21 protein-coding genes and 1 tRNA gene are annotated in these 18,905 nt (G+C 66.8%); 6 read left to right on the plus strand and 16 right to left on the minus strand.

The features are described from left to right. Window positions 1–54 precede the first annotated feature (54 nt). Together AC6CHY_RS19110 and AC6CHY_RS19115 are read right to left on the minus strand one after the other, a co-directional pair. Entirely contained in the window at window positions 55–744 is a 690-nt protein-coding gene (locus AC6CHY_RS19110; protein WP_217388948.1) for an O-methyltransferase, read from the minus strand. Window positions 745–749: 5 nt separating this feature from the next. Then, a complete protein-coding gene (locus AC6CHY_RS19115; RefSeq protein ID WP_407606921.1) occupies window positions 750–1,055 on the minus strand; it encodes a thiamine-binding protein in 306 nt (101 codons plus the stop codon). A 145-nt stretch (window positions 1,056–1,200) separates the two neighbouring features. Between AC6CHY_RS19115 and AC6CHY_RS19120 the strand changes: the two genes are divergently transcribed. Further along, window positions 1,201–1,644 carry a hypothetical protein gene (locus AC6CHY_RS19120; RefSeq protein ID WP_498227874.1) on the plus strand — a complete coding sequence of 148 codons (444 nt, stop codon included), beginning with the start codon at window positions 1,201–1,203 and terminating at the stop codon, window positions 1,642–1,644. Window positions 1,645–1,665: 21 nt separating this feature from the next. Here AC6CHY_RS19120 and AC6CHY_RS19125 read toward each other — a convergent pair whose 3' ends face one another. From AC6CHY_RS19125 to AC6CHY_RS19140, 4 genes are all read right to left on the minus strand, one after another. Further along, the gene (locus AC6CHY_RS19125; protein ID WP_217388951.1) at window positions 1,666–1,980 is read right to left on the minus strand and encodes an AzlD domain-containing protein; all 315 of its coding nucleotides are present in this window, start codon (window positions 1,978–1,980) and stop codon (window positions 1,666–1,668) included. Beyond that, entirely contained in the window at window positions 1,977–2,687 is a 711-nt protein-coding gene (locus AC6CHY_RS19130) for an AzlC family ABC transporter permease (protein ID WP_498227909.1), read from the minus strand. The genes AC6CHY_RS19125 and AC6CHY_RS19130 overlap by 4 nt, the downstream gene beginning before the upstream one ends. A gap of 81 nt (window positions 2,688–2,768) precedes the next feature. Continuing rightward, window positions 2,769–3,443 (minus strand): alanyl-tRNA editing protein, encoded by a 675-nt coding sequence (locus AC6CHY_RS19135; RefSeq protein WP_498227875.1) that lies wholly within the window; start codon window positions 3,441–3,443, stop codon window positions 2,769–2,771. Window positions 3,444–3,497: 54 nt separating this feature from the next. After that, complete coding sequence (locus AC6CHY_RS19140; protein WP_498227877.1) at window positions 3,498–4,358, minus strand: glycerophosphodiester phosphodiesterase; 861 nt, start codon at window positions 4,356–4,358, stop codon at window positions 3,498–3,500. A 115-nt stretch (window positions 4,359–4,473) separates the two neighbouring features. Between AC6CHY_RS19140 and AC6CHY_RS19145 the strand changes: the two genes are divergently transcribed. Continuing rightward, the gene (locus AC6CHY_RS19145) at window positions 4,474–5,745 is read left to right on the plus strand and encodes a DUF445 domain-containing protein (RefSeq protein WP_217388954.1); all 1,272 of its coding nucleotides are present in this window, start codon (window positions 4,474–4,476) and stop codon (window positions 5,743–5,745) included. Here the strand turns inward: AC6CHY_RS19145 and AC6CHY_RS19150 are convergent. From AC6CHY_RS19150 to AC6CHY_RS19160, 3 genes are all read right to left on the minus strand, one after another. After that, on the minus strand, window positions 5,742–6,563 hold the full coding sequence (locus AC6CHY_RS19150) for a hypothetical protein (RefSeq protein ID WP_217388955.1): 822 nt from the start codon (window positions 6,561–6,563) through the stop codon (window positions 5,742–5,744). The two genes, AC6CHY_RS19145 and AC6CHY_RS19150, sit on opposite strands and share 4 nt — an antisense overlap. Window positions 6,564–6,883: 320 nt before the next feature. Beyond that, window positions 6,884–7,387, minus strand: a complete 504-nt coding sequence (locus tag AC6CHY_RS19155; RefSeq protein WP_498227880.1) for a DUF2871 family protein — start codon at window positions 7,385–7,387, stop codon at window positions 6,884–6,886. A gap of 112 nt (window positions 7,388–7,499) precedes the next feature. After that, entirely contained in the window at window positions 7,500–8,138 is a 639-nt protein-coding gene (locus AC6CHY_RS19160) for an alpha/beta hydrolase (protein ID WP_498227881.1), read from the minus strand. 72 nt (window positions 8,139–8,210) lie between these two features. On the opposite strand from AC6CHY_RS19160, the gene AC6CHY_RS19165 reads away from it, so the two are divergent. From AC6CHY_RS19165 to AC6CHY_RS19175, 3 genes are all read left to right on the plus strand, one after another. Next, window positions 8,211–8,762: an Lrp/AsnC family transcriptional regulator gene (locus tag AC6CHY_RS19165; protein WP_498227882.1), complete on the plus strand. Its 552-nt coding sequence runs from the start codon at window positions 8,211–8,213 to the stop codon at window positions 8,760–8,762. A 164-nt stretch (window positions 8,763–8,926) separates the two neighbouring features. Continuing rightward, window positions 8,927–10,006, plus strand: coding sequence for a histidinol-phosphate transaminase (hisC, locus tag AC6CHY_RS19170; RefSeq protein WP_217388959.1), 1,080 nt, complete (start codon window positions 8,927–8,929; stop codon window positions 10,004–10,006). Further along, window positions 9,999–11,441: an amino acid permease gene (locus AC6CHY_RS19175; protein ID WP_498227884.1), complete on the plus strand. Its 1,443-nt coding sequence runs from the start codon at window positions 9,999–10,001 to the stop codon at window positions 11,439–11,441. The genes hisC and AC6CHY_RS19175 overlap by 8 nt, the downstream gene beginning before the upstream one ends. A gap of 68 nt (window positions 11,442–11,509) precedes the next feature. Here the strand turns inward: AC6CHY_RS19175 and AC6CHY_RS19180 are convergent, their stop codons facing one another. Further along, window positions 11,510–12,772: an endonuclease/exonuclease/phosphatase family protein gene (locus tag AC6CHY_RS19180; protein WP_217388961.1), complete on the minus strand. Its 1,263-nt coding sequence runs from the start codon at window positions 12,770–12,772 to the stop codon at window positions 11,510–11,512. A gap of 99 nt (window positions 12,773–12,871) precedes the next feature. Then, the gene (locus AC6CHY_RS19185) at window positions 12,872–14,533 is read right to left on the minus strand and encodes a thiamine pyrophosphate-binding protein (protein ID WP_498227886.1); all 1,662 of its coding nucleotides are present in this window, start codon (window positions 14,531–14,533) and stop codon (window positions 12,872–12,874) included. A gap of 305 nt (window positions 14,534–14,838) precedes the next feature. Between AC6CHY_RS19185 and AC6CHY_RS19190 the strand changes: the two genes are divergently transcribed. Further along, window positions 14,839–15,855, plus strand: coding sequence for a CobW family GTP-binding protein (locus AC6CHY_RS19190; RefSeq protein WP_498227888.1), 1,017 nt, complete (start codon window positions 14,839–14,841; stop codon window positions 15,853–15,855). A gap of 47 nt (window positions 15,856–15,902) precedes the next feature. On the opposite strand, the gene AC6CHY_RS19195 is transcribed toward AC6CHY_RS19190, so the two are convergent. The 5 genes from AC6CHY_RS19195 to AC6CHY_RS19215 all read right to left on the minus strand — a co-directional run bounded on the left by AC6CHY_RS19195 (window position 15,903) and on the right by AC6CHY_RS19215 (window position 18,723). Then, on the minus strand, window positions 15,903–16,667 hold the full coding sequence (locus tag AC6CHY_RS19195; RefSeq protein WP_217388964.1) for an ABC transporter permease: 765 nt from the start codon (window positions 16,665–16,667) through the stop codon (window positions 15,903–15,905). Continuing rightward, complete coding sequence (locus tag AC6CHY_RS19200; RefSeq protein WP_498227890.1) at window positions 16,664–17,488, minus strand: ABC transporter ATP-binding protein; 825 nt, start codon at window positions 17,486–17,488, stop codon at window positions 16,664–16,666. Before AC6CHY_RS19200 ends, AC6CHY_RS19195 begins: the two co-directional genes overlap by 4 nt. 26 nt (window positions 17,489–17,514) lie before the next feature. Then, window positions 17,515–17,877, minus strand: a complete 363-nt coding sequence (locus tag AC6CHY_RS19205; protein WP_498227892.1) for a DUF1048 domain-containing protein — start codon at window positions 17,875–17,877, stop codon at window positions 17,515–17,517. 2 nt (window positions 17,878–17,879) lie between these two features. Continuing rightward, a complete protein-coding gene (locus tag AC6CHY_RS19210) occupies window positions 17,880–18,230 on the minus strand; it encodes a PadR family transcriptional regulator (protein WP_498227893.1) in 351 nt (116 codons plus the stop codon). A gap of 420 nt (window positions 18,231–18,650) precedes the next feature. Next, window positions 18,651–18,723 (minus strand) — tRNA-Lys (locus AC6CHY_RS19215). Window positions 18,724–18,905: the final 182 nt, after the last annotated feature.

Genomic DNA, 18,905 nt, shown 5'->3' on the forward strand with positions numbered 1-18,905 from the left:
AGCCGTGATGCACCTCAACGGGTGGCCGCGGTGCGGCGGGCGCACCTGGCGCCGCTAGCGGACGACCGCCATGGCAAAACCGTCCCAGCCCTTGACGCCCACGGTCTGGAGCGCCGTGGCATCCACGCGCGGGTTGGCACCCAGCGCGTCGATCCCGCGCCGCACGCCATTGACCAGGCGGCCGGCATCGGTGAGCGGATCCCCGTCCTCCAGGACCGCTCCCTCGCGCACCACGTTGTCCACCACGATGACGCTGCCCGGACGTCCCAGCATGATCGCCAGGTCGATGTAGTGGGCGTTGTTTTCCTTGTCGGCATCGATGAAGAACAGGTCAAAGGGTTCCCCGTCCTCGGCCAAAAGCGCGTCGAGGGTGTCGAGGGCCGCGCCAATGCGGATTTCCACCCGGTCCTCGACCCCGCAGGCGGCCAGGTTGTCCGCGGCCACCCGGGCATGCAGCGGCTCGAATTCGCAGGTGGTCACGTGCCCGTCGGGGCCCACCCCGCGCGCCAGCCAGGTGGTGGAATAGCCGCCAAGGGTTCCGATTTCCAGCACCCGCTTGGCTCCCGCGATCTGCGCCAGCAGCATCAGGAACTTGCCCTGCACCTCGCTGACCTCAATCCGGGGAAGCCCCGCCTGGTGCGCGCGCTCGCGGGCCGCCGCCATTTCCGGTTCCGGGGCAAGCAGCTTTTCCACAAGGAATCTGTCGACGTCGACGGGGCTGGCGGAGGTCGCCGAGGTGTCCATTGTTGCTACTCCTGCTCGCTAATGGCCTTTTCCAGACGCTCGATCTTTCCGGTGATCTCCCCGCTGTAGCCGGGCCGGATGTCGGCCTTCAGGACGAGCGAAACGCGCGAGCCGTAGGCGGCAACGGCCTCGGTGGCGCGCTTGACGACATCCATGACCTCGTCCCACTCGCCCTCCAACTCGGTGAACATCGAGGAGGTGGAGTTGGGCAGGCCCGACTCGCGGACGACCTTGACGGCGGCGGCCACTGCATCGTGGACCGATCCATCGGTGTTGTCGGTGCTGGGGGCTACGGAAAAGGCAACAATCATGCTTCCACTTTGCCACCGCCGCCCCGACATGTCACTTGTCGGCATCGCGAAAAAGACTTGCGGCGCAAACCCTTGGCATTTTCCTTGCCAAGTGCCAAGGGCTCTGCGAAGCTCGATCCACGTGACAAAGTTTGGGGGCGGGAACTTGGGACAGCTCATACGGGTCGGCGCGGCGCTTGGCCTGGCGTGTGCCATGTGCGGGTGTGCCGCTTCGACGCAACCGCCGGCGGCCTCCTCCTCCGCGGCCGTGCTGGAGGACCTCTTGACCTTGGTTCCCGGCGATGCCCAGGTACTCATGGGCATGGGATCGGACGACCACGCCCAGGTCATGGCAACCGCTGAGCTCGGCACCTACCGGGGAACCCGGCTGACCGTGGTTGCCGTCTGCCAAGGAGAAGGCAATCTGCGGCTTTCCCTGGACCACGCGGATGGTCTGGTGGTCCCCTGCGACAGGAATATTGCCACCGTCGACATCCCCGTCACCGCCCAGGTGCGGCCGAGCAAAGTGTCAATGGCGCTCGAGCCCGGCAATACGTACTCGACGCTCGTCTATTCCACGGGCCCTGGAGCAACGGGGCCGCAGAAGTAGGAATCGGGCGCCGCGGCCGGTTCAGGCCCAGCCCAGATAACGCACCAGCGCGGCCGCCCCGGCGCCGGCAATGACCACCACCAGGAAAGGTGCGCGCAACAGCAGTGCGACTGCGGCCGCAGCCAAGGCCGCAAGCCTGGCGTCGAATTCCACGCTGCTTCCGCTGGCGACCGTGTTGACGATGGTCAGGGAGGCAAGCAGCCCAATGGTCAGGGCGCCCGCGGCGCGGGTCGCCCGCTCGTTTTCGAGGATTTTCTCCGGGACCAGGTACCCCAGGAGCTTGATCCCATAGGCCGCGGCGCAACCGGCAAGGATCCACCACCACAATTCACTCATCGGTCACCCTTCGGGATGTTGTGCGGCTCGACATCCGGTTCGAGCCCTTCGGTGGCCGGTCCCCGGCCGAAGAAGCCCCAGACCCCTGCGACGACGGCGGCCACCAGGATCGGCACGCCCGGTGGCACCAGCGGGATCGCCAGCACCGTGGCAAGGGCGCAGACCGAGGCGATGGCAACCGGCTCGGCGGATTTCAGGCGCGGCCAAAGGAGGCCAAGGAACGCGGCCACGGCCGCTCCGTCGAGGCCCCAGGCCTTCGGGTCCCCCAGTGCGTCGCCCAGCAGCGCGCCCACGACCGTAAAGATATTCCACAAGACGTATACGCCGATCCCGGCAACCCAGAACCCGAGCCTTTGCTCGCCGGGATCGCTCTGTCCGGCGGCGGTGGCCGTGGACTCATCGATGGTCACCTGCGCGGCGGCAAGCTTCTTGAGCCCGCGCGGCCTGAGCATGGCCTTGACCTGCATGCCGTAGACGGCATTTCTCACGCCCAGCAGCGTGGCCGCACCGAAGGCCGCTCCGGGGCCGCCGCCACCGGCAATCACGCCAATAAAGGCAAATTGCGAGCCTCCGGTAAACATGAGCAGGCTCAGCGCCACAACCTGCCAGAGGTTCAGGCCGGCGGCGATGCCCAGGGCGCCATAGGAAACGCCATACAGTCCCGTTGCGACGGAGATCGAGAGGGCCGTCTTGATGGCGGGAGTCATTTGCAGTGGCACGTCGTCAAGCTTAGTGGTGGGCGCGGCGTTTCAACGCCCCGCGCCTGCCGTTGCGCAGCCCGGGCCGGGTCAGCCGTGCGTTGCCTCGTATCGCACCTTGAGCGCCCCGCGCTTGACCTTGGCATCCAGGACCCGGGCGCCCCGCAGGGCGCCGAGGTCGCGGACGTGGGTGCCGCCGCATGCCTCCGCGCTGACCCCGGCGATCACCACGGTGCGGACGCCGTCCTCGTCGAGGCTGCTCGTGACGGGAGCCTTCGTTGCCACCAGGGCATCGAGCCGTTCCTGGATCCCGCCAACGACCAGTTCGCGCGCCTGCGCCGCAAGGAGGTCCTCGGTGACGGACTCCGGATGGAAGTCCAGTCGCGCCTGGCCCGGGAAGTGGCTGTGTCCGCGGTGCCGCCACCCGCGTTCCTCTCCCAGGAATCCCAGCAGGTGTCCGGCAGTGTGCAGGGCGGCGTGCAGGAGCCGCGTGTCCGCGTCTACCGCCGTGCGCACCACGGATCCCACCGCAGGCTCCCCCGCACCGATGAGTACCACCAGCCCGTCATCGAGGCGGCCTACCGCAACCTCGCGGCCATCAACGGTGCCGGAGTCCTCCATTTGTCCGCCGCCGCGCGGGTGGAAGATGTTCGGGCTTACCGCAATCCACGGCTCGCCCCCGTCGTCATGCCCGGCGGCAATGACGGTCGCGTCGGCCTCGAACAGGTAGGTGTCGAAATAGTATGCGTTCAGTTGTGGCTCCACGCGGCGAGTCTACGCCCGCACGTGCCCCGTGCCCGGCGCATCCGCGCGCATGTCCTAGTCCAGGCCGAGGTGCGCCTTGATGAGCGCCGGGACGTTGCTGGTCAGCTGCGTGACGCCGCGGCCAACCAGGTAACTGGCGTCCTCGGGGTCATCCACCGTCCAGACCCGGAAGGTTGCGCCGCGGGCCAGCCAGCCATCGACCACCCGCGGATGCTTGCGCATGTAGGCGACCCCCGGACCCGCCAATTGCGGAACCCCGGAATTCAACAACTCCACACCCTCTGTCATGGCACTGGCCAACACCGCAGCCACCCCGGCGCGGTCGTTCTCCCCTGCCTTGACCAGTTCGTCGATCCATTCCTCGTCGACCTCGGTGACCAGCTGGCAGACATGCACCGGATCGATCCGTTCCATCAGGTAGCGCACCGAGCCGGGGTCAAAGCTCATGAACGAAACGTAGATCTCGCCCAGCATGGAGGTTTCCGGCTCCCACGCCATGGCCCGCAGCTCGGCGATCATTGCCTCTTCCAGCTTCCGGCCATAGGGACTGGGATGCTTGACCTCCACGGCCAGGCCCACGGGGCGGCCTGCATCCTTCAGGAGCGCCACCAATTCGCGCAACGTCACCAATTGCTCCCGAAGCTTCCCGTAGGCAGGTGGTATCCGGGGGTTCTTCCAGGAGGAGAAATCAAGCGACTTCAGCTCGGCCAGGGACTTTTCCCCCACCCGTCCGCTGGAGTCCGAGGTCCTGTCCACCGTCGGGTCATGGTGGCAGACCACAAATCCGTCGGAACTCAGGTGGATGTCGCATTCGATGCCGTCCGCCCCGTCCACCAGGGCCTGCATGTACGCGGCGCGCGTGTTCTCCGCGTAGGCCTTGGAGGAACCACGGTGAGCGTAGACAAGGGTTCGCATGCCTTTTACGCTACCGCCGTGCCCGGAGCCCGCGCCGCTTGCCGCGCCCGTTGCTGCGTGAACTATCGTTGGAACCTGTTCCATCCGCATGTCCAGGCCAAGGGAGCCGCAGACCATGACGTCAACCGGGTTCAGCCTTGCCCCCGTCAACGACGCAGCCAAGATGATCGCGCTGCGCAAGATGAAACGCCTTGCCACCGGGTTGCTGGTCATCATGGCGGTGATCTTTGCCGTGGCCTTCGCCCTGCAGCACAACTATCCCTGGCTTGAATACGTGCGAGCGGCCGCCGAGGGCGGAATGGTCGGCGCCCTGGCGGACTGGTTTGCCGTCACGGCTTTGTTCAAGCACCCGATGGGGCTGAAGATCCCGCACACGGCGATCATTCCGCGCAAGAAGGACCAGATCGGCGAAAGCCTGGGGCAATTTGTCCAGGAGAACTTCCTGTCCCGGGACGTCGTCGGCACCAAGCTGGAGCAATTCGACGTCTCGCGCAGCGTCGGCGGCTGGCTTGCCAAGGAGGAATCTGCAACCCGGGTTGCCCAGGAGGTCTCCACCGTCATCGGGGCGGCGCTGGAGGTCCTGGATGACGAGGATGTCCTGGCATTGCTGGAGTCCCTCGCCAAGAAACACATGCTGGCCCCCGAGTGGTCATCGACGCTGGGCCGGATCATGGAACGCGTGATTGCCGACGGGCACCACAAACCGGCCGTGGACCTGCTGGCAGAACGGGCCGGGCAATGGGTGGCAGACAACCGCGGGATGGTCGTTTCGCTGGTTGCCGAGCGCTCTCCCACCTGGGTCCCGGCGATGGTTGACACGCTGTTGGGCGAAAAGCTGCATCGCGAATTGCAAAAATATGTCCAGTCGGTGCGGAACGACCCGCATCATTCCATGCGCCGGAGCATCGACCGGTGGCTGGAGAGGTTTGCCGCCGACATGCAGTCCGACGAGGAAATGATTGCCAAGGTCGAGGCCATGAAGCATTCCCTGTTCGGCGATGCGCAATTGCGTGAATTGGCGGCCACGAGCTGGTCCTCCATCAAGGCCGCGCTCATCGACGCCATGGAGAACCCGGGGTCCGAGCTGCGCAGGTCGATGATTGCCGCGATCCGCGACCTCGGCGCGCGGTTGCGTGATGATGCCCGGCTGGCCGCGAAGGTCAACGGCTGGGTGGCAAACGCAGTGGTCTACGTCGTGGAAAACTACAGCGGCCAGATCACGTCGTTGATCACCGACACCGTCGCCCGCTGGGACGGCAAGGAAACCAGCGAAAAAATCGAGCTCCAGGTCGGACGGGACCTGCAATTCATCCGGATCAACGGAACCGTCGTGGGCTCCCTGGCCGGGCTGTCCATTTTCGCCGTGGCCAACGCCCTGCTGCGTTAGCTTTTCTCGCCGCCTTCAAGACTGGTTCCGCGGCGCCGCCGCTCTGCCTCTATTCCGGCTTCAACCTCGGCGAGCGCCTCCAGGCGCTCTCCCTCGCTGACCAATTGCCCGGGGATGGTGGTCGGCAGGGTGCCAAAGGCAAGCGACGCCGCCTCGATGACCTTCTTGCCCAGGAACCGGTTGCCGAATCCGCCAACCGCCGCACCGATGCCAAAGGGAACGACTCGCCCGAGCATCGAAGCCCCCTGGGTGGCAAGCATCTTCTTCAGGAACGTGCGTTGCATGGTGCCCTGCATGGTCGCCCACAGGGTGGAAGGCTTATTGGCCCCGAACATTGCCGCCCACCCCTGGACGGGCCCTGCACCGCGTCCGGCGACCTGGTGCGTGAGGGCGGAAATCATCGAGCTTCCCTCGTCGCCCATGAGAATCGCCATGACCAGCAGCCGGGCCTTGTCCGGGTCCTCGGTGGTGATGCCGTGCAGTTCGGCCAGCGACTGGGCGTAGAGGGCACTGGCCTCAAGGAAGCCAACGGTCGCCGCCGCCGAGAACCCCAGGGCGGCAACGGTTCCGACGCCGGGGATGGCCGCCGTGGCTCCAACCGCCGCGCCAGATCCGGTGATGGCCAGCAGGTAGTCGCGTTCGACCAGCTTGGCCAGTTCCGCCGCGGTGCGGTCCGGATGTTTGCGGCGCAGGCGGCGCAAGTAGGCCAAGACCAGGGGTCGCTGGACGCTGACGGCCTTCATGACGGCGCTCTGCACCCCGGGCTTGGGCTTGCCGTCCGGGCCGATGACACTGGAGGTAATGGGGTTCTTTTTCATCCTGGTCCCACTCTATGGGTACAGCGCTGTCGACGTAAGCAAATCGCCGCTGGGCGTATGCCGTCAGAAAGAATAAGCCAAGGCTTCCTGCGGAAAGGGGAAAGTTTGGGGGACCGCGTTTGCACTCCATTTCCGCGGCCTGGCGGCGGATTGCGTTCATGCTCGATGCAGTTCAAAATCCGGAAGACCAAGGCCCTGTCGTATCGGTCTCTCGGTATGTGAGGTCGCATGGGGGGCTGCTGCGTCCAGTCATGGCGTGTCGCTGAGCAAGCAGTAAATATTCCATAGCGCCCCGGGCGCCGCAGCCCGTCTTATTTCGGCTAGCGGCCGGCGAGCGCCGGCGCGGACGCCCCGGAGGATTCAGCGGTCTTGAGGGCAGCCCGCAAGGCAACAAATAGGACGATGACCGCAGCGGTCAACGAGATGTGCCCCAAACCGGCAATCCCGGCGAAGGCGGCCGAGCTCGCATCCTTGCCCACCACCACGAGCGTCCCCTTGATGAGCATCATGCTTCCTGTCACCGCGACGCCGACAGTCCAGAGCCAGTAGAACCAGGCGAATGCGCGCGGCGCGGCAGCGGAAATGGCGAAGAGCCGCTCCAGCGCCAACACGATGAGCAGGAACACAAAGCCGAGCACCAGCAGGTGGGTGTGAACCAGTGGCAACTGGGAAGCCGAGCGATCCGCGAGGTCGTTGATCTTGGTCAGCTCGCGGTAGTAGAGGCCCGAGAGCACCCCTGTGATTCCAAAGACAAATGCCGTGTACATCAAGCGCATCATGGCGGTGTGGTTCCTTTCGTTGGTGCCCGGGAAAATGGTGGTCATTCCGGCAGGCCTCTCGGGCCCGGACCTTGCCGCATCTCACCATTCACTTTGCCCGGACGCACCCCCCACCCGGATCAACCATCCGGTTGATTGCGGCTTCCGCCGCCCGGAATCACACGGTGCGATCGGCAGCGAGGTAATGCCCATAGAAGCTGCGCACGTCGCGCCGCTCCTCGGCACCGAAGCCGTGGCCCATCTCCGGGTAGGTGCGCGACGTCAGCGCGGTGTATTCCGCGAGCCACCGCCCCGTGTATGCGACGGCATCCGGGTTGATCACCAGGTCGTACGGATCCCGCCCCCAGAAAAACGGGACGGCCTTCCCGGGCTCCGGGGCAGCATCCGTGAGGGAGAGCAGCTCGTTGGAGAGGACGAAGCCGCTGAGTCCGGTGATCGTGGCGTAGCCTCCGGGACGCAGCCGGTGCATCGTGGTGGCCATGGCCATTCCCTGCGAATGACCCAGCAGGCTGATTGAGCGGTAGCCCCTGGCGTATTTGTCCTGCCAGTCGAACACGAGCTGTGCGGCGGAGACGACCCGGGCAAAGTCGTTGGCCAGGAAGTAGTCCAGCAGGAACCAGCCCCGGTCCCCGCCGACCTCCATCGGCCCGCGCAACGCGACCCCGGTGGCGTGCGGCGGAAGCTCGCCGAACCAGCCGGTCATCCGTTCGGGATTTGAGCCGTAGCCATGCAACATCATGACCAGATCGGTGCCCGCCCTCCGGCCCTCCGGCCGGGAATAGATTCCCTCGTCCATGGGCCCACCCTAGCGCGTGCGGGCGGCGGGCCGATTAGCGCGCATGGCCGCCGGAGTCGCATACTGGGGCCCATGAGAATCGATTCGTTGGACGTGTCGCTGATCGAGTTGTTCACCGACTTTCCCGGCATCGGGGTCATGGAGTGCTCCAAGCGACTGGGAGTGGCCCGCGGCACCGTGCAGAACCGGTTGAACCGGCTGCATGAATCCGGGGTGATCACGCGCATTGCCCCGCAGATCGATCCTGCGGCAATGGGATACCCCGTTGCCGCATTCTGCTCGCTGCAGATCCAGCAGAACCTGGGCCACGACGGCATGGCCGAAAAGCTGGCGCAGATCCCCGAGATCCTCGAACTGCACACCGTCTCGGGGTCAAGCGACTTCCTGGTGAAGATCGTGGCGCGCTCCACCGCCGACCTGCAGCGGGTGATCGACGCGATTTCCGCGACCGAGGGCATGGGCCGCTCCGCCTCCTCCATCGTGTTGGCAACGCACTTCGAGAACCGGGTCATCCCGTTGGCGCGGGATGCCGCGACCCTTCATCCCGAGGCGCCGATTGAGCCCGGCAAGCGCTCGCGCAGCAGCTCCCTGCGCAATGGCGGTACGCTGAATGCGGCGAGATAAAACATTGGGCACAATGTCCAGTGATTCACGACACGCACCGGCCTTTATGTACATCTTGTGCGGTGTTTTGCCGGGCAGTTGACCTGCCGGAGCTCATTTTCGTAGCTTTTGTGAGTCACGTCACCGGCGACGTGCGAGCAGCTTATTTTTTCGGAGGCACCCCCATGACCCTTGTCCAGCGCAGTTCCCTGAACTCGATCCCCGCCTACAAGCAGGGTGCGACACCGGGTGCGGCAGAGAAGGCATTCAAGCTCTCCTCCAACGAAAACCCCTATCCGCCGCTGGATTCCGTCGTTGCGCAGCTGGCCTCCGAACTCGGCGCCATCAACCAGTACCCCAACGCCGCGGCCCCCGAACTGGTGGGAGCACTGTCCGCCCGCCTCGGCGTTGACCCTGACACGATCGCCCTGGGCGCCGGGTCGGTGGAGGTTGCAGGCCAGCTGATCCACGCGACCACCAATCCCGGCGACGAGGTCGTCTTTGCCTGGCGTTCGTTCGAGGCCTACCCGATCCTCACCCACGTTGCCGGGGCAACCCCGGTGATGGTTCCCTTGGATCCCAACGGGGGCCACGACCTGGCGGCCATGGCCGAGGCCATCACCGAGCGGACCGCACTGGTCTTCATCTGCAACCCCAACAATCCGACCGGAACCGTGGTTGACTCAGCGGCCGTGGACGCCTTCATGGCCAGGGTCCCCGCCCACGTGCTGGTCGTCATCGACGAGGCCTACGTCCACTTCAACACCGCTGCCGGTTCGGCCATCGGCCTGGACTTCTTCCGCCGGTATCCCAATGTGGCGGTGCTGCACACCTTCTCCAAGGCCTATGGTTTGGCCGGGCTGCGCATCGGCTACGCCGTGGCGCCGCCCGAGGTCGCGGCGAACCTGCGCAAGACCGCCGTCCCCTTCGGCGTCACCGCCCTGGCCCAGCGCGCCGCGGTGCTCAGCCTTGAACACGAGGACGAGCTCCAGGTGCGGATCGACGAGCTGGTTGCCGGCCGCGAGGCCCTGCTGGCCACGCTGCGCGACGCCGGAATCAAGGTCACCGATTCCCAGGCCAACTTCATCTGGCTTTCCACCGGAGCGGACACCGGGACGGTGGATGTGGCGCTGCGTGCCGCGGGCATCTGGGCCCGCGCATTCCCCGGGGAAGGCATCCGGATCTCCATCGGGTCCGCCGAGGCCAACGAGGCCATCGCCACCGCCGTCATCACCGCACTGCAGGAAGCCCCCGCCCATGTCTAGCAACGCCGCGGCCCCCAAGACCGCGAGCCTGAACACCCGCCAGATCACCATGATGGGCCTGGGCGGCGCCATTGGCGCCGGCCTGTTCATCGGCTCCGGGCAGGCCGTTGCCGTGGCCGGACCGAGCGTCATCCTGGCCTTCGCGCTGGCCGGCTTCCTGGTCATCCTGATCATGAACATGCTCGGCGAGATGGCTGCGGCGAACCCGTCGTCGGGCTCCTTCTCCGTATATGCCGCCAAGGCCATGGGACCCAACGCCGGGGCGATCATCGGCTGGCTCTACTGGATCCAGGGGGTCATCGTCATCGCCGCCGAGGCCACCGGCGCCGCGGCCATCATCGGCGGCTGGTTCCCCGGGGTCTCCCAGGGCACCTGGTCGCTGGTCTTCGTGGTGCTGCTGACCGCCGTGAACCTGGCGAACGTGGCGCGCTTCGGACAGTTCGAGTACTGGTTCTCCTTCCTGAAGGTCGCCGCGATCGTGGCCTTCCTGGGCATCGGCGTGGCGATCATCGCCGGCCTGGTGCCGGGGGTGGCGGCCACCGGGCTTTCCAACCTCGTCGCCCACGACGGCTTCCTGCCCAACGGCGTGGTCGGCCTCTGCGCCGGGCTGCTGATGGTCATCTTCGCCTTCGGCGGCATCGAGATCGTGGCCATTGCCGCGGCCGAAAGCGACGACCCGCGCACCTCGATCCGCAAGGCCGTGCGCGGCGTGCTGTTCCGCGTGCTGGTTTTCTACGTGGGCTCGGCCCTGGTGATGGTCTCGGTGCTGCCCTGGTACTCGCCGGAGCTTGCCGCCTCGCCGTTCGTCGCGGTGCTCACCTTCGCGCATATCCCGTGGATCGACTCGATCATGGCCCTGGTGGTGGTCATCGCCCTGCTCTCGGCCATGAACGCGAACATCTATGCCGCCTCGCGCATGTTGCTCTCCCTCTCCGAGCGCGGGATCGCCCCGCGGGTCATCCAGGTGCGCAACCGGAACAAGACCCCCTACGTGGCGGTGACCGCGTCGGTGGTCCTGTGCACGATCGCGGTGGTCATGAACTACCTGGCCCCGGACCTGGTGATGCCGATGCTGCTCAACGCCGTGGGATCCACGCTGCTGGTCACCTGGGGATTCATCGCGCTCTCGCAGCTCATCCTGCGCGTCCGTGCGGACCGGGACCCGTCCATCCACCTTCCGGTGCGGATGCCGTTCTTCCCGTATCTCTCGATCCTGGCGCTGGTGATGCTCGCCGGCATCGTGGTGCTGGCGCTCTTCGACCCCGCCAGCCGCACCCAGCTGCTTGCCACCCTGGGGCTCACCGTGGCCATCGGCGTGCTCAACGCCCTGGCCCAGCGCCGCTCCCGGCGTCTCAGCGCCGCCGGCGTTCCCGCCGCGGAGGCACAGCCGTCGGCGGGCGCCGAGGAGTCGCGGCCCGGCCACCGCGTTTCCTGACAAACCCGCTCACACGCGGCAACGGCCGGACCCCCGATCTTCGTCGGGGGCCCGGCCGTTGCCTGTGGTCAGTCGGTTGCCGTGACGTCGACCCAGACCAACCGGTGGTCGCTGCTGGCCGGTGGCCACCCGGTGACAAGTGCGGCACCTTCCTGCCCGGCCCCTGGCCAAAAGACACCCGAACCCCGCACCGGCAGCGTTGCCGAGGGCAGCACGTAGTCCACGCGCAACACCCCTGCGCTTCCGCGCCCGAAGTCCGCGGTGCCCAGGGCGTTGCGGGTGATTCCGGCAATGCCCCGGAGTTCGGGATCCCCGGGGTGTTCCGCGGCGGACGGCAGCGGGTCAACCAGCGCCGGGTTGCCCAGCAGCTCCGAGATGGCCGCAGGGTTCGACTCCCCCGAGGCAGGATCGGAGTTCAGGTCCCCGAGCACCACGAAGTCGCTGCCCGGCTCCAGGGCGCCGCGCCTGCCCGCATCGTCGTAGATGTACTCCCCGCGCCCCGCGCCGCCGAGGTAGTCGTTGAGCAGCCGGATCTCGTCGTGGTTGCGCGCCCGGTTGCGCTTTTCCGGGCCGCCAAAGACCGGCGGGGTGGGGTGGGCGGCGATCACGTGGATCGTCTTCTCCCCCACCGTGACCGGCACGTCCCACATGGACTTGCTGGGCAGGCGCAGCACGCCGCGCACCAATTCGCCATGCTGCAGGGTCGGCAGCTGAGAGTCGGGCATGTCCTTCCACAGGAACGTCTGGAAGGTGCGCGCGTTGGCGGCATCGATGGGGTGCTTGGAGAAGAGCACCATGCCGTACTGTCCCTCGAAGTCCCCGTAGCCCAGCGCGTCGGCGGGGCCGCCAACGATGCCGTCGCCGTCCAGGTCGGCGCCGCTGGGGATCCCGGTGTTGGACGGGGCCAGATACATGTACGGGTAGTCGATGGGAGGCTGGCCGCCCTGGGAGCGGGCCAGGTAGTTGCTTTTGAACGCCTCCGCGGCTGCGCCGTCCGGATCGTAGTCGAACTCGTTGAGCAGCAGCACGTCGGGCGCGTTGCGCTGCACGATCTCGGCCACTGCCTGCGCCTGCGCGTCCAGGGGCGTGGAGAGGTCCACCGCAAGCTGCCCGGGCTGCGGGCGGTTCAGCGAGGCATTGAAGGTCGCCACGCGCAGCGCCGGTGCCACCACCTCGCGGCCTTCGGCGTAGGGAATGGGGGCTGCCGAGTGCGGGTGCACGGAGATCGACCTCGCTTCCATCACGGGCTGCGCGGCAGCCGGGAGGGTCCCGGCTGCCGCGAACGCGGTGAGTATTGCGGCGGCCAGGGCCGTCCGGATCGAATGTCGCACGACTCCACCCTAGGGGCGGAACCTACGTTCCGGTAGGTCTGCATTTTATCCAGTCAGCGGTTTTTCTTCAGGCGAAACCGCCGCCCGCCCGCGCGGGGCTCAGCCCCGCACGCCGGCGGCCCTGCGGTTGGCCTCCAGGACTTCCTCCATATAGGGGGCGCGCACCTCCGGGGAAATGCGGCAGTCCACCAGAAATACGCCGCCGGCACCTTCGGCGACCCACTCCCGCAGCCCGGCAAGGTCTTCCAGGGTGCGGACCTTGGTGGCCTTGGCACCGAGCCCGCGCGCCACAGCGGCAAAGTCGACCTCCGGGATCAGCATGGGGCCCTCGTGCAGCCCGATGGACCCGTATTGGTGGATCTCGGCCCCGTAGGCGGCGTCGTTGTAGATGACAATGATGCCGCTGCGCACGGAGCGGATGACCGATTCGAGGTCGGCCAGGCCCATGAGGAAGCCGCCGTCGCCGCTGGCCAGCACGATGGTGGATTCCGGTGCCGCGGCGCCGGCGCCCACGGCCGAGGCCAGGCCCAGCCCGATGCTCTGGTAGGCGGTGCCCACCAGGTTCAGCGCGTGCGGCCCCGGGACGTCCCAGTACATGGGACCCCACCCGATGAAGTGTCCGCCGTCCTGCACCACCACGCGGTCCGCGGGCATGATCGAGTTCAGGGCACGTGCCACCGCCCGCGGATCGAGCAGGCCGTCCGGCGCCGTGTCGTCCCCGGGGGCGTGGTCGTTGACCCGTCCGAGGCGGTCGCCCGCCGCCTCCACCCAGCGCCGCGCGCCGTCGCGCCGGCGAACCAGGGGCAGCAACGCATCGGCAACCGCGGCCACGTCGGCCTGGATAAACACGTCCACCCGCGGGCTGGTCGCCGCGGGGGCGACATCGACCTGGATGACCTGCGCGCCGCCGTTGAAAAGCTCCCCGAAGCGGGTGGTGAATTGGTTCAGCCCCGCCCCGAGCACCAGCACCACGTCGGCCTCGCGGATGAGGTCAGCGGTTTCCCCGGAGGAGAACCCTCCGGTGATGCCCAGGTCCCCGTGGCGGCCGGCGAGCAGGTTGGCCGCGAGCACCGTGCTTGAGCTCAGCGCCCCCAGCCGGTCGGCGAGCGCGGCAATAGCCTGGCCGGCACCGGCCAGGCGCGCCCCGCGGCCATACAGCACCAGCGGGCGCTTGGCTTCGTTCAGGGCCGTGGCCGCCTGGGCGAGCAGCCGAGGTGCCGCGGCGGGGTACCCGGGATCCAGCTCGAAGTCCTCCAGCGTGAGCGGGCCCTCCTCGGCCGCCTCGTCGGCGACCAGGTCGTAGGGAATCGACAGCACCACCGCGGTGCGTTCGCGCAGGGCGTGGGCGACGGCCTCGAAGGCGATGGCCATCGGACGCCGCGCATCCACCACGAAGGTCTTGGCGCCCACGGCCGCGTTGACGGCGGCCTGGTCGATGTCCCAGGGACGGGGGCCGGCGGAGGGTTGGTCCCCGGTCAGAAGCACCAACGGGACCCTCGCCTTGGCGGCCTCCGCCAGCGGGGTGATCGCGTTGCTGAAGCCGGCACCGTAGGTCGTGGTGGCGATGGCAGGTTTTCCGGTGATGCGGAAGTAGGCGTCGGCGGCGGTGACGGCGGCGGACTCGTGGCGCACGGCGGTAAAGCGGAACCCGGTGCGGAGGGCGGCGTCAAGGAAGTGGGCATTTCCGTTCCCCATGACACCGAAGATCTCTGAAGTGCAGGTTAAAAGGGCGCGGGAAACGGCAGCGGAAACAGTAGACATTTTTTGTGACTTTCGAATGCAGCAAAAAGAAATAAGGCCATATTCGTCTTCGGGCAACGAACCCGGATTTCGCCCATTTTTAGAGCGACGGCAGGAACTTCAGAAACGTTCCGCCTGACGCTGCAACGATAACCGCGACACTGTGTGCTGCGCAACATTTCGCCCGGGTTGCCCAGGCAGCGCCCGGTGGCGGGCCCGCCGGGCCGCGTCCCCGCGGGCACCCGACCGGGGATCGGGGCCTATAGGATTTAGATGAGAACGATTCTCGCCTAAGGGCGGCGGGCCGCCGCGGAGAAGGAGAGTGCATGGCAGCCAAACAGGTCCCGGTGATCGCGCTTACCGGCCATTTAGGTGCCGGAAAGACAACGGTGCTGAACCACCTGCTGTTGCGGCCGGGCGCCCGCGTTGGCGTTGTGGTCAATGACTTCGGTGCCGTCAATGTCGATGCGGGGCTGGTGACGGGACAGGTCGACACCGCGGCCTCCATTGCCGGAGGATGCGTCTGTTGCCTGGAGGACTCCGGAGGGCTGGACGAGGTCCTGGGGAAGCTGACGCATCCCCGCCTGCGTCTGGACGCCGTGATCGTGGAAGGCAGCGGCGTGGCAGAACCCCTCGCGCTCGGCAGGTTGATCCGCTACAGCGGGGCGGAAAACGTGCGCCCCGGCGGGCTGGTGGATGTCGTCGACGCCAGCGCCTATTTCGACACCGTTGACACCGGCGTCGAGCCCCCGGCGCGATTCGCTGCGGCGAGCCTTGTGGTCATCAACAAGACGGACCTTCTGCCCGCCGCGCGGCGGGAGACGACCATCGATCGGATCAGCGAACGCGTGCGCGAGCGCAACCGGCGCGCCCACATTCTTGTCACCACCCACGGCCGCATCGATCCCGCCCTGGTCTTCGACGCGGCGCGGGACCACGACCCCGAGGACGAGCTGCCGCTGGCCGAGCTCAGCCGCCGGCAGCACGGCCGGCCCGGCCACCGGCACGCCGAGGCGGTGTGGGTGCCGGCGGCCGGACCGATTGATCCGGGCAACCTGGTCGACCTCCTCGAATCCCCGCCCGATGGCGTGTACCGGCTCAAGGGCACGGTGCATGTTGACAATGGCCGCACCAGGCGCGGCCTTACCGTCAACCTCGTCGGACACCACATCCACATCGCTCCGAATCGGGCCGCGACCGAGGAAGGACTCGTCGCGATCGGCGCGCAGCTGGACGGGGACGCGGTGGAGGACCGCCTGAAACTGGCGCTACTGCCCCTCCGCGGGGCGCCGCCGGCACGCTCCATGCGGCGCCTGGCACGCCATTTGCGCCTGAGCAAATAGCGAAGGATGGCCGCGGCAACATGCCACAGACCGCGTCGCCAGGGGAATCAGCGGATCTTGCGGCGGTACTTGGCTATCGCGACGCCGTAGGCGATGAGCAGGATGCCGAGCAGCCAGGCCAGGGCGACCCAGATGTCGCCGCCAACCGGTTCCCCGGCGAACAGGGCCCGGACGGTGTCCACGATGGAGGTCACCGGCTGGTTCTCGGCAAACCAGGCGACGGGGCCGGGCATCGAGCCGGTGGGCACGAATGCGGAGCTGATGAACGGGAGGAAGATCAGCGGGTAGCTGAATGCGCTCGCCCCGTCCACGGTCTTCGCCGAGAGCCCGGCGATCACGGCGATCCAGGTGAGCGACAGGGTGAAGAGGACCAGGATGCCGGCGACGGCGAGCCACGCCCCCGGCGACGCCCCGGTGCGGAAACCCATGGCCAGCGCAACGCCGAGAACCACCGCAACGGAGAGAAGGTTCGCGGTCAGGGACGTGAATACGTGGGCCCAGAGCACGCTCGAGCGCGCAATGGGCATGGAGGCGAAGCGCTCGAAGATGCCGCCCTGCATGTCGAGGAACAAGCGGTACGCGGTGTACGCGACGCCGGAGGCGATCGTGATCAGCAGGATGCCGGGGAGCATGTAGTTGACATAGGACTGCCCCGATCCGGTGTCGATCGCGCCACCGAATACGTACACGAACAGGAGCATCAACGCGACCGGGGTGACCGCGGTGGTGATGATCGTGTCCGGGCTGCGCAGGATGTGGCGCAGCGAGCGCCCGGTGAGGACGCCGGTGTCGGCCAGGACGTGGGTGGTCATCGGATTTCCTTTCCTGCGGGCGCGGTTCCGCCTCTTGGGGCGGTTGCGGCCTCTGCGGTGTCGCCAACCAGGGTCAGGAAGACCTCTTCGAGGGATGGCTGCTTCTCGACGTACTCGACCCTGGCGGGCGGAAGGAGCGCCTTGAGCTCGGCGAGGGTTCCGTTCTGGATGATCGTGGCCTCATGCAGGATCGCGATGCGGTCGGCGAGCTGCTCGGCCTCGTCGAGGTACTGCGTGGTGAGCAGCACCGTGGTGCCGCCGGCGGCGAGTTCCCGGATCGTCTGCCACACCTCGATGCGCGCCTGCGGGTCCAGGCCCGTGGTCGGCTCGTCCAGGAAGATGACCGGCGGATTGCCGATCAGGCTCATCGAGATGTCCAGGCGGCGGCGCATGCCGCCCGAATAGGTTGCCGCCCTGCGGTTCCCGGCCTCGGTGAGCGAGAATCGGGCCAGCAAGTCGTCGGCGATCGCAGCGGGGTCCTGCAGGTGACGCAGCCTGGCGATCAGCACGAGGTTCTCCCGGCCGGTGAGCACCTCATCGACGGCGGCGAACTGGCCTGTCAGGCTGATGGACTCGCGCGCCTCCCCGGGCGCCTCGGCCACGTCGAAGCCATTGACCCTCGCGGTGCCCGCGTCGGCCTTCAGCAGCGTGGACAGGATCCGCACCAGCGTGGTCTTGCCCGCGCCGTTCGAGCCGAGCAGTGCAAGAATGCTGCCGGCGCTCACGTCGAAGTCCACGCCCCGAAGCATGGGCAGGTCCTTGAACGATTTCTCGATGCCCCGCACCCGGATTGCGGGCTCTGGCACTTGGTTGGCGGTCATGTCGGGTTCTCCGTATCCGGGCGTGTTCAGGCCTCGTCCACGGACTGGTCAATGGCATCGTTCAGGCGCTTGCGCTCCTTGTTGATCCACTGGCCGTCCGAGTAGTTCTGGATGAAGTTGTCCGCGAACTCCACCGGGTCATCCCCGACGATGTCGCGGATCGGGGTGCCGTCGGTCGCGGCACGCTCGATCAGGTCGGCGAGGTCCTCGAGCATCTGCATGAGGACGTCACCCTTGACGATCGACCCGGCGTACATGAAGTAGCGCTCGATCCCGTCGATCGCGGTTCGGTAGCTCACCGGGAGCTGTTCCTTGCGGGCCTTGTACTGGCGCCAGCGCTTCTTGTCTTCGAACGATCCGGTGACCAGTTCGATCCATTTTGCCGCCATGGCTACTCTCCCTTTTCCTTTGTGTTTTCGATGTGGTGCTGGAGCTTGTCGATCCGCTCCGCGAGGAAGCTCCAAGTCCCCCAGAACTCCTCGAGGTACTCGCCGCCCGATGCGTTCAGCGAATAGACCTTGCGCGGCGGGCCCTTTTCCGACGGGACTTTCTCCACGTCGACGAGGCCGCGCTTTTCGATCCTGATCAGCAGTGCGTAGACGGTTCCCTCGACGATGTCGGAGAAACCCTGGTCGCGCAGCCGGGCCGTGATCTCATAGCCGTAGGCCGGCTGCACGGCCAGGATCGCGAGGACAATTCCCTCGAGCGTTCCCTTGAGCATCTCGGTCATTTGCTTGCCCATGAAACTCTCCCCCTAGGTACTCTGCATAACTAACTACCACTAGATAGTAGCACTGAATAGCGATGGCGCAAGGGGTGTGTTGTTGCACGTTTATCCCGCCCTCAATCGGGGCTCGAAATGCCTTGGACAGACAATCCCGGCCGGGACCCTCATGGTGAATCTCCGGCCTCGCCTTGCTCGATCGGCGGGGGAAATAGAAACCCTCGGGGTGCAATCCACATCACCGCAACGGACTTATAGGACGGAATGTGTGTCCGGGAGGAGCCTGCTTGCCAACGACTGAGCGGCAAAACGGCGTCACCTACCCCCGGTGCCCCAAAATCTGGGCCGCTCGGGAAATCCAGGGACCGGCCCCAGGTTGTGGAATCATCGGGGAAACAGAAAATCCCCATTCTCACGAGGAGAACGGGGATCAATCTGTGCGCCCTGCGGGGGTCGAACCCGCGACCAATGGATTAAAAGTCCAGTGCTCTACCAACTGAGCTAAAGGCGCGCTTGGCACTTAGCCAACACCATATTAGCGGATAATCCGGCGCCGCTTGGACAGGCCGGCCCGATCCAACAGGTTCCCGACCGCCCAAGGTTCGCAGCTCCAGCGCACATCGCGGGCATGTTGCCTGCCGGCCTGCCGGGACGCAGGCACCCTTCCGAACGCTCCGCCGGCCAGAGGATGAG

It is taken from the genome of Paeniglutamicibacter sp. GQ140, from assembly GCF_059759235.1.